This window comes from Bradyrhizobium sp. LjRoot220 (genome assembly GCF_964252915.1).
In the GTDB taxonomy this organism is placed as follows: Bacteria; Pseudomonadota; Alphaproteobacteria; order Rhizobiales; family Xanthobacteraceae; genus Bradyrhizobium.
Genome location: NZ_CAXUPS020000003.1, coordinates 198,200 through 210,594 on the forward strand (window position 1 = coordinate 198,200; position 12,395 = coordinate 210,594).

Annotated in this window: 13 protein-coding genes; 12 read left to right on the forward strand and 1 reads right to left on the reverse strand. The window is 62.2% G+C overall.

Annotated features, from left to right (window positions below):
- Window positions 1-39: 39 nt before the first annotated feature.
- From ACSQ84_RS15045 to ACSQ84_RS15070, 6 genes are all read left to right on the forward strand, one after another.
- Window positions 40-1,080, forward strand: a complete 1,041-nt coding sequence (locus tag ACSQ84_RS15045) for an alpha/beta fold hydrolase (protein WP_436212466.1) — start codon at window positions 40-42, stop codon at window positions 1,078-1,080.
- Window positions 1,081-1,107: 27 nt separating this feature from the next.
- Window positions 1,108-1,617: a cytochrome P460 family protein gene (locus ACSQ84_RS15050; protein WP_436212467.1), complete on the forward strand. Its 510-nt coding sequence runs from the start codon at window positions 1,108-1,110 to the stop codon at window positions 1,615-1,617.
- A gap of 25 nt (window positions 1,618-1,642) precedes the next feature.
- Complete coding sequence (locus ACSQ84_RS15055; protein ID WP_436212468.1) at window positions 1,643-2,062, forward strand: organic hydroperoxide resistance protein; 420 nt, start codon at window positions 1,643-1,645, stop codon at window positions 2,060-2,062.
- Between the two features lie 154 nt (window positions 2,063-2,216).
- On the forward strand, window positions 2,217-4,493 hold the full coding sequence (locus tag ACSQ84_RS15060) for a PAS domain-containing protein (protein WP_436212469.1): 2,277 nt from the start codon (window positions 2,217-2,219) through the stop codon (window positions 4,491-4,493).
- A gap of 77 nt (window positions 4,494-4,570) precedes the next feature.
- Window positions 4,571-5,206 (forward strand): response regulator transcription factor, encoded by a 636-nt coding sequence (locus ACSQ84_RS15065; RefSeq protein ID WP_436213083.1) that lies wholly within the window; start codon window positions 4,571-4,573, stop codon window positions 5,204-5,206.
- Between the two features lie 171 nt (window positions 5,207-5,377).
- Entirely contained in the window at window positions 5,378-6,130 is a 753-nt protein-coding gene (locus ACSQ84_RS15070; protein ID WP_436212470.1) for a hypothetical protein, read from the forward strand.
- 48 nt (window positions 6,131-6,178) lie between these two features.
- On the opposite strand, the gene ACSQ84_RS15075 is transcribed toward ACSQ84_RS15070, so the two are convergent.
- Window positions 6,179-7,078 (reverse strand): LysR family transcriptional regulator, encoded by a 900-nt coding sequence (locus ACSQ84_RS15075; protein ID WP_436212471.1) that lies wholly within the window; start codon window positions 7,076-7,078, stop codon window positions 6,179-6,181.
- Between the two features lie 152 nt (window positions 7,079-7,230).
- Between ACSQ84_RS15075 and ACSQ84_RS15080 the strand changes: the two genes are divergently transcribed.
- Genes ACSQ84_RS15080 through ACSQ84_RS15105 form a run of 6 tightly spaced genes read left to right on the forward strand, consistent with a single transcriptional unit; the run spans window position 7,231 to window position 12,368 of the window.
- Entirely contained in the window at window positions 7,231-8,187 is a 957-nt protein-coding gene (locus ACSQ84_RS15080) for an N-carbamoyl-D-amino-acid hydrolase (RefSeq protein ID WP_436212472.1), read from the forward strand.
- 40 nt (window positions 8,188-8,227) lie between these two features.
- On the forward strand, window positions 8,228-9,052 hold the full coding sequence (locus ACSQ84_RS15085) for an ABC transporter substrate-binding protein (RefSeq protein WP_436212473.1): 825 nt from the start codon (window positions 8,228-8,230) through the stop codon (window positions 9,050-9,052).
- Window positions 9,049-9,906 (forward strand): amino acid ABC transporter permease, encoded by an 858-nt coding sequence (locus ACSQ84_RS15090; RefSeq protein ID WP_436212474.1) that lies wholly within the window; start codon window positions 9,049-9,051, stop codon window positions 9,904-9,906. Before ACSQ84_RS15085 ends, ACSQ84_RS15090 begins: the two co-directional genes overlap by 4 nt.
- Window positions 9,903-10,667, forward strand: a complete 765-nt coding sequence (locus ACSQ84_RS15095) for an amino acid ABC transporter ATP-binding protein (RefSeq protein WP_436212475.1) — start codon at window positions 9,903-9,905, stop codon at window positions 10,665-10,667. The genes ACSQ84_RS15090 and ACSQ84_RS15095 overlap by 4 nt, the downstream gene beginning before the upstream one ends.
- 17 nt (window positions 10,668-10,684) lie before the next feature.
- Window positions 10,685-11,497 (forward strand): ABC transporter substrate-binding protein, encoded by an 813-nt coding sequence (locus ACSQ84_RS15100; protein ID WP_436213084.1) that lies wholly within the window; start codon window positions 10,685-10,687, stop codon window positions 11,495-11,497.
- Window positions 11,484-12,368 (forward strand): polysaccharide deacetylase family protein, encoded by an 885-nt coding sequence (locus ACSQ84_RS15105; protein WP_436212476.1) that lies wholly within the window; start codon window positions 11,484-11,486, stop codon window positions 12,366-12,368. The genes ACSQ84_RS15100 and ACSQ84_RS15105 overlap by 14 nt, the downstream gene beginning before the upstream one ends.
- Window positions 12,369-12,395: the final 27 nt, after the last annotated feature.

Consider the following 12,395-nt stretch of genomic DNA (forward strand, 5'->3'; position numbering starts at 1 on the left):
GTATGCATGGCGCGGCGGGATCAATTTGGAGAAAATCGCATGTTTGATCAAATCGACGGGCGCCGTCGCCGGCTGTTGGGAGGCGCAGCAACGACGCTTGTCGTGGCCTCCTTCGGCCTTCCGGGATCCGCAACTGCCAAAGCTTCGGGGAATGCACGGCGTGGAAAAGAAGCAACCGGTGCCACATTCGGGCCCCTAAGGCAGGTCGATGCCGGCGTGTTGAATGTCGCCTATGTCGATGTGGGCCCTGCCAACGGTCCGGTGGTCATTCTCCTCCACGGCTGGCCGTACGACATCCACGCGTTTGCGGATGTTGCGCCTATCCTGGCCGCGAAGGGCTTTCGCGTCATCGTGCCGTATCTGCGCGGATATGGTGCGACCCGGTTTCTCGCCAGCGATACGATGAGGAATGGCCAGCAGGCCGCTTTCGCGGTCGACGTCATTGCTCTGATGGATGCCCTCAAGATCGAGAAAGCGGTATTCGGCGGTTTCGATTGGGGCGCGCGCGCGGCGAATATCGTTGCCGCCTTGTGGCCCGAGCGCTGCAAGGCGCTGGTCTCGGTCAGTGGCTACGATGTCGAGGACCGCGAGGCCGACAAGGCGCCGTTGCCGCCTGCGGATGAAAAGCGATGGTGGTACGAGTTCTATTTCACGACCGAACGCGGCCGGGCCGGCTACGACAAATACCGTCGCGAGTTTGCGAAATTGATCTGGCAGCTGGCGTCGCCAAACTGGCAATTCGACGACGCGACATTCGCGCGCAGCGCCGCGGCGCTCGACAATCCCGACCAGGTCAGCATCTGCATTCATAACTATCGCTGGCGTCTTGGACTGGCAGAGGGCGAGGCAAAATATGATGCGCTTGAGAGCAAGCTCGCAGCGGCGCCGGTGATCGCCGTCCCGACCATTACGCTTGAAGGCGATGCCAACGGCGCTCCTCATCTGGAGCCCAGCGCCTATGCCAGGAAATTCTCCGGCAAGTATTTCCATCGGCAGCTCAAGGGTGGCATTGGACACAACCTGCCGCAGGAAGCTCCGCAGGCATTTGCGTCCGCGATCGTCGACGTCAGCCATTTGTAATGCATCGAAACACCAGGAAAGTTCGATATGAAATTAATCGCCGCAACTGTTCTCGCAGCGGCAGCTGCTGCGTCGGTTTTGATCACGAGCTCGCCTGATTCGGGGAGGGCGGAGGTTGGTGATGCATCCCCGATCTTCGGGGTGCACATCCCGACCGGCTATCGCCAGTGGGAGCTGATCGCGCCGGCCCAGGAAGCTGAGCCGCTGAACGAACTGCGTGCCGTCCTCGGAAATGCTGTCGCGATCAAGGCCTACAGGGATCAGATCTTGCCATTTCCCGACGGTACCATACTGGCGAAGCTCGCCTGGAAACATATCCAGTCACCGGACTTCGAGCCCGCCTCGATTCCAGGAGCGGCTACGACGGTCCAGATTATGGTCAAGGATTCGAAGAAATACCCGGCAACCGGAGGCTGGGGATTTGGCCGCTTCATCGACGGCAAGCCGGCGGATGAGGCACAGCACAAGACGTGCTTTGCCTGTCACGAGGCGCGCTTGAAAGCCCGCGATTACGTGTTCACCCGCTACGCCAGGTAATTCCAACAGCAGACAGGAGATCTTCATGGGTTCCATCAACAACGTGATCTACACCGCAAAGACCCATACGTCGGGCGGCCGGCTAAACGGTACCGCACGCAGTTCGGATGGGCGCCTTGACATTCGATTTGCCGCGCCAGGCAGTACCGATGTCGGCACCAACCCGGAGCAACTGTTCGCAGCCGGCTGGTCGGCCTGCTTTCAGGGCGCCATCGGGCTGGCGGCGAAGCGGCAGAAGGTAACGATCCCGTCGGACACGACCATCGATGCGGAGGTCGATCTCTGCCTGGCCGATGGCGCGTACTTCCTGCGGGCCCGGTTAAATGTCGGCCTGCCCGGACTGGCGCGCGATGTGGCACAGAAGCTCGTCGATGCCGCTCACGAGACCTGTCCGTATTCCAAAGCAATCCGCGGCAATGTCGATGTTGTCGTCAGCGTCATCTAGGGAGAATTGAAGAGAGGGCGATTCGATGCCCCGTGTCGGCGTCGCCGTTCTATCTTGCCGTGTGCTTCCAGCAGGCTAATACAGTCGGCGACGTCAAACGATCACTCTGAACCGCGACAGCTCAGTCGCGGACGGAGTGAAGCGGAGCCCCTCTATGTCGTTGGTTCGTTCACGGAAGCCCTTCGGGATTCATGCCGTCGATTGCGCGATTGCCTTGCTGGCGGTCGCGGCTACGTTGGCCGGCGGACTGGGACTTCATCGCTTGTCCGGTTTTACGCCATCGACGTCCTTGTTCTTGTGCGCCATCATACTGGTGGCATGGAGCCGAGGCATCGCGCCGGCCATTCTCGCCACGGCGCTGACCGTGCTCGTGTTCGACTACTTCATTCTCGAGCCGATCCATTCGCTGTCCGTGCGGTCGAGCGATATTCCACAACTCGTGTTCTTCGCCGTCGCCGCGCTACTCGTGTCCTACATTTGCGATTCGGAACGACGCGCGAAGCGTGCGCTGGAGGAGGCCAAGGCGAAGTCCGGTGCAAACGAGGCGAGATTGGCCGAGATCCAGCGTGAACTTCAGCTTACCATCGACTCGATACCCGCGATGATTTCTACCTATCGGCCCGACGGCGTTCATAGTTACGTCAACGACGTGTGGACCGACTATACGGGCATGACGCTCGAGGATGCCGTGGCGGCCAAAGGCGCGGACCTGTTTCATCCGGACGATCCGGAGCGGGCCGCCTGGCGGGCTTCGTTGGCCAGCGGTGAGCCGCTCATCGCCGAAGCGCCGATCCGTCGCGCGGACGGTGTCTACCAATGGTTCAGCATCCGGCGCACCCCGCTGCGGGACGACAATGGTCGTATCATCAGATGGTACTCCATCGGCTTCAATATCGAGGACCGGAAGAATGCAGAGAATGCCCTGCGCGATAGTGAAGCGCGCCTCGCCGTCGCTGAACGGCAACTGCGGCTGACGCTCGATTACATTCCGATCCTGGCCTGGCGTACGAAGCCGGATGGCTATGCCGAGTATCTGAACAAGCGGTGGCTGGATTATGCCGGCTTCACGCTGGAGAGTGCGCTTGGCTGGCGATGGATGTCCGTGATCCATCCCGACGACCTTCCTGGATTGCAGGCGACGTGGACCAGCATGCTTGAATCGAAAGTACCGGGCGAGCGTGAGGCCCGCATGCGGCGTGCGGACGGTGCCTATCGCTGGTTTCTGTTTCGCGCGGAGCCGCTGCGGGATGAGGCCGGTGAGGTGGCGGGATGGTACGGCACCAACACGGACATCGAGGATAGAAAGCAGGCCGAGAATGCCTTGCAACGCAGCCAGGCCTATCTCGCCGAAGCCCAGAAGCTCAGCAAGACGGGCAGCTTCGCATCGAACACCGAGATGGACGCGCACTTCTGGTCTGACGAGACCTATCACATCATGCAGCAGCCTCTTGGAACCAAGGTGACATCCGACCTGATCCTTCGGCGTGTCCATCCGGACGACCGTTTGAAGATGGTGGGCGAGCTCAACCGCGTGCTGGAAGGCGGGGAGGAGTGGGACTACGACATTCGGCTGCTGATGCCAGACCATAGTCTGAAGTATCTGCACATCGTGGCCCGCCGGGTTACCTATGAAGCCGGCCGTGGCGAGGTGATTGGTGCGCTGATGGACGTAACGGAGGTCAGAAAGTCTCAGGAGGCACTCTACGCGGCGCAATCGGCTCTGGCTCATGCGACCCGTGTTGCAACCCTTGGCGAAATCAGCGCGACGATTGCGCATGAGGTGAATCAACCACTGGCAGCGATTGTCGCAAATGGTCAGGCATGTCTGCGTTTCCTGGATCGCGATGTGCCCGACCTGAAAAGCGTTCGAGGCGCCGTGGAGTGGGTCGTCAAGGACGGCAACCGTGCTGCGGACGTCATCCGGCGGGTTCGCGGATTGATGACCAAGGCGGATTCCGAGAAGAGCGTTGTGTCGGTCAATCAGGTCATCGAGGAAGTCGCGTCCTTGCTCGGACGCCAGCTGGATGCGAAGAACATTTTTCTGCGCTTCGATCTTCAGGATATTCCTCCTGTCGTCGTCGACCGGACACAATTGCAGCAAGTCATCATCAATCTGGTGATCAATGCCATTGAGGCGATGCAGGACGTCACGGATCGCGCGCGGATATTGGTGATCCGGTCCTTCCGCCAAGATACCGGAAGCGCCGCGGTTGCTTTCGAAGACACTGGCCCGGGCGTTCCGAACGATCCGGAGCCATTATTCAATGCGTTCTTCAGCACGAAAGCCAGCGGACTGGGAATGGGACTGTCCATCTGCCGTTCGATCGTGGAGGCCCATGGCGGCCGTTTGTGGGCAATGCCAAATCCGGCTAGGCTGGGCGCCGTGTTTCAATTCGAACTGCCACCGCAAGGAGCAGGCGATCGGAGCTGAGCCCGATGTACAGCAACGAAAAAACTGCGAAGTCAGGGAGTGGGGCGCATGGCCATTCCAGCCGCGATGAACGAACCATGACCAGAGAAGTGTCCAGGCCCCAACAGGTTGTCATTGTTGTCGATGACGACGAGTCGATGCGCGTTGCGATGACCTACTTGTTTCGCTCGATGGATATCGCGGTGAAAGTCTTCCGCTCCGCTGCTGAGTTGCTCGAGGGCGAGCTGCCCGATATGCCGCGTTGCCTCGTTCTCGACATCAGGCTACCCGGCGTCAGCGGCCTCGATTTTCAGGACGCGCTGATCAAGCAGGGAGTGCGCATACCGATCGTCTTTATGACCGGACACGGCGATATTCCCATGTCGGTGCGGGCCATGAAAGCGGGCGCCGTCGACTTCCTGCCCAAGCCGTTTCGCGATCAGGACATGCTCGATGCCGTCATGCGCGCGCTTGAGGAGGATCGCCGTCAGCGCGAAAGCGAACGCGCGTTGGCCGAGTTGCGCGGACGCTTCGAGACGCTGACTCCCCGGCAAAGTGAGATGTTCTCGCTCGTGACATCCGGGCTGCTCAACAAGCAAATCGCCGGGATCCTGGATGTGAGCGAGGTGACCGTCAAGATTCATCGCGGAATCATGATGAGGAAGATGGGCGCACGCTCGGTCGCCGATCTCGTGAGAATGGCGGAGGCGCTCGGGGTCAGGACAACGACATAATTTCAGAATTTTGACTAGGGTTCGGCGCGGGAGCGGGTGGCGTCCGATCGCATCGGCGCACTATAATCTCACGTCGAGCAACCGGTACTCCGGCTCGGAGTTTCGCGGATAACAGTCTTGAACCAATATTTGTGCTAGGTCTGTGAATTCATCAGCGAACGTCTTGGTAGCATGCCTTCAGAATTAGCGGTCGCCATCGAGGAAGCCTACCGGGTCTTCGGCGCCTATCGATTGGGCCATGACCTCATCGCATGCCATTGCCGTTGTTGCATGACCGAGGAGGAAGAACGACAGCTGGTCAAGACGCCCTTGCGGTCGATCCCGGCCGATCTGCTGGCCGAGTACACCAACTCCGCGCATGACTATGACGATGATCGGGTCGCCCGGGAGCTGCGCTACTTCCTGCCGCGTTATTTCGAGCTGATCGCCGCTCATGACTACCCTGACCATATCGGACTGGATATTTGCCTGCGCCGGCTTGGCCAGGCCGATTACCGGAACAAGTGGCCGCGAGCGGAGGTCGAGAGCATCGACCGCTTCTTCGATGCATTCCTCAACGACGGCCTGACCCGCCTCGACCTGGCGCCCGTTGGATATCGCCCAGCCTTCAATATCAAGAACATCGTAACGCTGGTCGTGACTGCAGGCGGCGATATCGACCGGCTCTTGCACAGTTGGGCAGCTGCTGAGGACCCGGCCGCGGCCATCCATATCGCCGCGTTGCGCGAGGACGTGCTCGAGGAGCGGCATAAGACTTATCTGTACTCTGCCTACCTGGAGAGCCACGAGGATGCCGCCAAAACAGTTGGTGCATGGCTATTGCAGCCGGACTTGACGGCACGAATAGAAGCCGCGTTCTTCGCAGTGAGCGATCCCAGGCTGCAGATGATCTTGTCCAACGGAATGAGAACGGCTCAGGGATAAGCTGCCAGACGCACTGTGATACGCCACATCTGCAACACAGGCGCCGGTTCACGAAGCATCTCCGTTCAGCGAGCGGCTCGCCTGCCGGACTTCATTCAGGAACGCCTTGGCCAGGCGCGATAGTGGCTCCGCCTCGGACCACAGCATATAGGCCACGGCCAACGTCCTCGGCGTGAACGGCCGGACGATAAGGCCCTGGCCGCCGCTCTGGCGCGGCGAAAACGGGTCGACGACCGCGGCGCCTACGCCGGCGGCCGCCAGCACGCAGGCCGTATTGCAGTATCGCACCTCGACGGTCGGCTGGAACGGCGCGCCGGCTTGCGCAAAACTCTCGCGCACGGCTTCGCCCAGTCGCGTGCCGCGCTCCAGCCCGATGAAGGGCAAGCCGACGAGGTCCGCGGCGGAGATGACCGGCCGTTCGGCCAGCGCATGGTTCGGCGGCAGGACGCAGACCATTTCGCCGGTGTGAACCACCTCATGCGCGATGCCGGGGTGATGTGACAGCCCGAGCGCGAAGCCGAGTTCTGCGACCCGGCTCGTGACGCCGTCGATGATTCCTTCGTAGCGCCGCACGTCGAAGAAGACACGGGTCTGCTGACGGCGGCGCAGGAAGTCCGACAGCGCATGCGGAATGATGCTGTAGGCCAGCGGCGGCGTCGCCACGATCGATAGCAGTCCGGTGCGACACTCCCGCAGATCGCGCACGCGATTTTCGAGCTTGGCGTGGAGCGCGAAGATCGCTTCGCTTTCCTTGTAGAGCGCCATCGCTTCCGACGTCGGGAACAGTCGGTTGTTGACGCGCTCGAACAGGGCGAAACCCGCCTGCGCCTCCATCGCCTTCAGCGCGTTGCTGATCGCCGGCTGCGACAACGCCAGTTCGCCGGCCGCCGCGACCGTGGTGCGATGGCGGATGACCGCCCGCAGGATCTCCAATTGGCGCAGGTTCATATAATCACCGGTTATTGTCTGCCTCAAAATATCATAGCACGAGTGATTGCGTTTAGCCCTGCGCTTGCGCGTAATCACCTCTGCAACGGTGCGCTGAGGGAGCGGTTTTGTCCGCCTCTTGTGTAAGCAATCCGCTCACATTGGAGGCAATATTGGTTCGCGTTCTCCGTGCCGCCGCCGCTCAGATGGGACCGACGCAGAAAGCGGACTCGCGGCGGCATACGCTTGGCCGGATGCTGGAATTGCTGGAGGCCGCGGCAGCGCATGGCGCAACGCTGGTGGTTTTTCCCGAACTGGCGTTTACGACCTTCTTCCCGCGATGGCTGATCGAGGGCGACGCGCTCGAGCATTTTTTCGAGCGCGGCATGCCGAATCCGGCCGTGCAGCCGCTGTTCGATCGCGCCCGGGCGCTGCGCATCGGCTTCTATGTCGGTTACGCCGAACTGACGCCGAACGGTCAGCGCTTCAATTGCTCTGTCCTGGTCGATCGCGACGGCGAAATTCTCGGCCGTTACCGCAAGGTGCACTTGCCAGGATCGGTGGAGCCGCGGGCCGGCGCGCGCTACCAGCAGCTCGAAAAGCGCTATTTCGAATATGGAGATCTCGGGTTTCCCGCCTTTCGGGCCGGCTCCGACTGGCGCCACGCCATCATGGGCATGATGATCTGCAACGACCGCCGCTGGCCGGAGGCCTGGCGCGTGCTGGGCCTGCAGGGCGTCGAGCTGGTGTGTATCGGCTACAACTCCGCGGCCTACGATCCCAACGGCGGTGGCTCCGAAGATGCGGCGCTGCGCACCTTCCATTCAAAGTTGGTGACGCAGGCCAACGCTTACATGAATGCGACCTGGGCGATCGCGGTCGCCAAGGCGGGCAACGAGGACGGCTCCGGCCTGATCGGCGGCTCCTGCATCGTCGATCCGAATGGCCGGATTGTTGCAGAGGCGCAGACACTCGCGGACGAGATCATCGTTGCCGACCTCGATCTCGACCTCTGCCGCCAGGGCAAGGACAAGATGTTCAATTTCGCCGCGCACCGGCGGCCGGAGCAATACCTGGTCATTACGGAGCGCGCGGGCGTCGTCGAGCCGGCCACGCTCGATGCGGTTTAATTTGATGCGTCCAGTCGCGGCGCGAGCCGAAGGAGCTGATATGACACGCCTCTGGTTCTCCGTGGGTTTCGCCACTCTCCTTGCTATTACGACGGCGCAGGCCGCCGAATTGCCCGACGCTATCAAGCAGGCGGGCACCTTGCGGCTGACGGTCAATTCGACCTACGCGCCGATGGAATATCGCGATCCGGCGACGAACCAGCTGGTCGGGCTCGATATCGATCTGGCGAACGAGCTTGCGAAACGGCTCGGCGTCAAGATCGCCTGGAGCGAAACGCCGTTCGCCGAGCTCATTCCCTCCTTGCAGACCAAGCGCGCCGATTTCATCATCAGCGGTATTTCCGATCGCGCCTCGCGGCGCGAGACCGCCGATTTCATCGACTATCTGGCAACCGGTCCGCAGTTCTTCGTGCTGGCTGACAATGCGGCGAAGACCGCCATTGACCTCTGCGGCAAGAAGGTCGGGACGACGCGCAGCACCAGCTTCCCGATCGAGATCGAGAAATGGAGCAAGCAGAACTGCGAAGCCACCGGCAAGCCCGCCGTGCAATATGTCCCGGGCGAGAACAGCATCGATGTCCGCAACCAGCTCAAGCAGGGCCGCATCGACGCCGCCGTGCAAGGCAGCGAGACCTTGCCCTACGCGCAAGCACAGGAGGCCGGGAAATACCGCATCATCGGTGAACCGTTCTCCACCGGCTATCAGGGCATCATGTTCCGGAAGGACGATGTGGCGCTGCGCGAGGTGGTGACGGAGCACCTCGCCGCGATGATGAAGGATGGTTCGTACAAGGCCGTGCTCGACAAATGGGGATTGGGGGCGAATGCGGTTGCCCAGCCGATGATGAATGCGGCGACGCAATGAGAACGGCGCCCGCGCTGGCCGGAGGCTTCCCCGACATCTCCGAGATGACGGTCGCGCGCCGGGCGCATTGGCAGCGCTGGCTCGCCGCGGCGGCTATCCTCGTCGTGCTGGCCGCGATCGGCCGCGCCTTCGTCAACGGCCAGATCGAATGGAGCTATGTCAGCCGTTTCCTGACCGCCAAGGCGATCCTCGAGGGCATCGTCAACACCATGGCGATGGCGGTGCTCGCGATGGCGCTTGGCATCGTGCTGGGCGTCGTCGCCGCGATCATGCGGCTGTCGCCCAATCCGGTGCTCAAATCGGTCGCGGCCGGCTATACGTGGCTGTTCCGCGGCACGCCGCTGATCCTGCAACTGCTGCTCTGGTTCAACATCGCGCTGGTGTTTCCCACCATCGGTATTCCCGGACTGTGGGAGGCCCGGGCGGTCGATGTCATGACGCCGTTTCTGTCAGCGCTGCTCGGCCTCGGCATCAATCAGGGCGCCTATACGTCCGAGGTGATGCGGGCGGGCATGCTGTCGGTCGATGTCGGACAATATGAGGCCGCGCAGGCGATCGGCATGGGACGGCTGCGCGCGCTGCGCCGGATCGTTCTGCCGCAGGCGATGCGGGTGGTGATCCCGCCGCTCGGCAACGAGTTCATCGGCATGGTGAAGGCGACGTCGCTGGCCAGCGTCATTCAGTATCCCGAGGTGCTGCACGCCGCCGAAAACATCTATTACGCGAATTCGCGGGTGATCGAACTCCTGATCGTCGCCGGCTCATGGTATCTGCTCGTCGTATCGGTTCTGACGCCGCTGCAGATGCTGCTCGAGCGCCGCTTCGCGCGTGGAAGCTTGCAGATCAGCCGATGACCCAGCCCCTCGTCGCCATCCGTTCCGTCAGCAAGAATTTCGGGGAGTTTCAGGCCCTGAACAAGGTCTCGCTGGACGTCCGGGCGGGCGAGGTGCTGTGCCTGATCGGCGCGTCGGGATCGGGCAAGACGACGCTGCTGCGCTGTATCAACCAGCTGACGCCGGTCGACAGCGGCGGCATCTGGCTCGACGGTGAGTTGCTGGGCGTGCGGCAAGCGGCCGGGCGACTGCACCGCCTCACCGAGCGGCAGGTTGCGCGCCAGCGCCTGAAGACCGGCATGGTGTTTCAGCGCTTCAACCTGTTTCCGCACAAGACCGCGATCGAAAATATCACCGAAGGCCCGGTGCAGGTGCAGGGCCGCAGCCGCGAGGACGTGCAGGCGGAGGCGATGGAGCTGCTGCGGCGCGTCGGGCTCGTGGCGAAGGCCGATGCCTATCCCTCACAGCTTTCCGGCGGGCAGCAGCAGCGGGTGGCGATCGCCCGCGCGCTTGCCATGAAGCCGATGCTGATGCTGTTCGACGAGCCGACCAGCGCGCTCGATCCCGAACTGGTCGGCGAAGTGCTCGCCGTCATGAAGGAGCTTGCCCGCAGCGGCATGACGATGATGGTGGTGACGCACGAACTCGGCTTTGCGCGCGAGGTTGCCGATACCGTCATCTATATGGACCATGGCGCGATCGTGGAATCCGGGCCCGCCGCCGACGTGCTCGGCGCGCCCCGTGAGCTGCGCACAAAATCGTTTCTTTCCGCGGTGATCTGATGGGGGACATTTTGATGATCAAACGTTTTCTTGCAGCTGCGTTGCTCTGTGCCGCCGGTAGCTCGGCCATGGCGGTCGAACTGCCTCCGGAAATCGCAAAGCAGGGCAGCATCAGGGTCGCCATCGTACCGAACTATCCGCCGCTGGAATTCAAGGATCCCGCGACCAACACGCTGACCGGGTTCGATGTCGAGCTTGGCGAGGCGCTGGGCCGCAAGCTCGGGCTCAAGATCGTCTGGCAGGAAACCAGCTTCGACCAGATGATGCCCGCGATTGCGACGGGGAGGGTCGATGCGATCCTGTCCGGGATGACCGACATGGCGAGCCGGCAGGATACTGCGACCTTTGTCGACTACCTTCGCAACGGGCCCAGATTCTTCGTGCAGCAATCGCGCGCCGCCGAATTCAAGGACACCAAGGCGTTCTGCGGAAAAAAGGTCGGCGCCAGCCGGCGCACGTCGTTCCCGAAAATCATCGCCGCCTGGAGCGATGCGAATTGCGGCAGCGATCCCGTCAAGTTCGTCGGCACGGAAGGCTCGGCCGATGCCCGGACCCAGCTCAGGCAGGGGCGGCTCGACGCGGCCGTGCAGGGCGGCGAGACGCTTCCCTACATCATGGACCTCGAGCCCGGGACTTATGTTCCGGTCGGTGACGTCTTCGCGGTCCAGTTCACCGGACTTGCCTTGGGCGTGAAGGAGACGGTGCTGCAGCAGGCGTTTGTCGAGGCGCTCGACGGCTTGATCGCCGACGGCTCCTACCGCGCATTGCTGACGAAATGGAAATTGACCGATTACGGCGTGGAAAAGGCGACGATCAATGCAGGACAGTAAAGCACTCGCGAGCATTCCGCTGGTTCCGGCGAACACCGCGCCGCCGGCGCCGGAGTATCCCTGGCCCAAACCCTATAGCTCGGCGATGTTCCTCTCCTTCGACGTGGATGCGGAGAGCGCCTGGACCAGCAAGGATGCAGCTCACGCCCAGCGCCTGATCACGATGAGCTATGGCGGCTACGAGGCGCGTGTCGGCACGCCGAAGCTGCTGGAACTGCTCGATCAGCTCGATGTGAAGGCGACGTTCTTCATCACCGGCTGGTCGGTGGATGCGCATCCTGCGATGGCCGAGGCGATTCTCAAGGCCGGCCACGAGATCGGCCATCACGGCTATCACCATCTGCTGCCGGATCCGGGCGATCCCTGGATCGAGGAGGAACTGGAGCGGGGCTTTGAGGCGCTGAAGCGCCGGCTTGGCGTCAAGCCGACCGGCTATCGGGCGCCATACGGCGAATTTACCGAAGAATTACGCGTGGCGCTGGTGCGCCACGGCATCGTCTATACCTCTTCGTTTCGCGACGATGTGCGGCCCTACCGCCATCGCCTTGGCGATGGCACGCCGGGCACGATCGAGTTGCCGGTGACCGCGAGCTACGACGACTGGATGCACGGGCTGTCCGCCCGGTTCAGCCCGCGGCCGATCTTTCCCAAGGAGCATGTGCTTTCGATCTGGAAGGATGAGCTGGACGAGGTCAGGGATTGGGGCGCGATGGTGACGACCGTGCTGCACCCGCAATGCAGCGGCCGCCCGATGCGGCTTCGCCTGCTGCGTGAGTTTCTCACCTACGCCAAATCATGCCCCGATCTGTGGATCACCACCGGCGAGGCGATCGCGGCGAATTTCAGCACGCACGAAGTCGCCAGCCGCTGAGACCCGCGCCCGGTTGAATATCCGCTA

What these genes read in the sequence shown, in the direction of transcription:
- ACSQ84_RS15095 (WP_436212475.1), top strand. Translation starts at nt 9,903, where the DNA reads ATGACCCAGCCCCTCGTCGCCATCCGTTCCGTCAGCAAGAATTTCGGG.
- ACSQ84_RS15085 (WP_436212473.1), top strand. Translation starts at nt 8,228, where the DNA reads ATGACACGCCTCTGGTTCTCCGTGGGTTTCGCCACTCTCCTTGCTATT.
- ACSQ84_RS15050 (WP_436212467.1), top strand. Translation starts at nt 1,108, where the DNA reads ATGAAATTAATCGCCGCAACTGTTCTCGCAGCGGCAGCTGCTGCGTCG.
- ACSQ84_RS15070 (WP_436212470.1), top strand. Translation starts at nt 5,378, where the DNA reads ATGCCTTCAGAATTAGCGGTCGCCATCGAGGAAGCCTACCGGGTCTTC.
- ACSQ84_RS15055 (WP_436212468.1), top strand. Translation starts at nt 1,643, where the DNA reads ATGGGTTCCATCAACAACGTGATCTACACCGCAAAGACCCATACGTCG.
- ACSQ84_RS15105 (WP_436212476.1), top strand. Translation starts at nt 11,484, where the DNA reads ATGCAGGACAGTAAAGCACTCGCGAGCATTCCGCTGGTTCCGGCGAAC.
- ACSQ84_RS15045 (WP_436212466.1), top strand. Translation starts at nt 40, where the DNA reads ATGTTTGATCAAATCGACGGGCGCCGTCGCCGGCTGTTGGGAGGCGCA.
- ACSQ84_RS15090 (WP_436212474.1), top strand. Translation starts at nt 9,049, where the DNA reads ATGAGAACGGCGCCCGCGCTGGCCGGAGGCTTCCCCGACATCTCCGAG.
- ACSQ84_RS15075 (WP_436212471.1), bottom strand. Translation starts at nt 7,078, where the DNA reads ATGAACCTGCGCCAATTGGAGATCCTGCGGGCGGTCATCCGCCATCGC.
- ACSQ84_RS15065 (WP_436213083.1), top strand. Translation starts at nt 4,571, where the DNA reads ATGACCAGAGAAGTGTCCAGGCCCCAACAGGTTGTCATTGTTGTCGAT.
- ACSQ84_RS15060 (WP_436212469.1), top strand. Translation starts at nt 2,217, where the DNA reads ATGTCGTTGGTTCGTTCACGGAAGCCCTTCGGGATTCATGCCGTCGAT.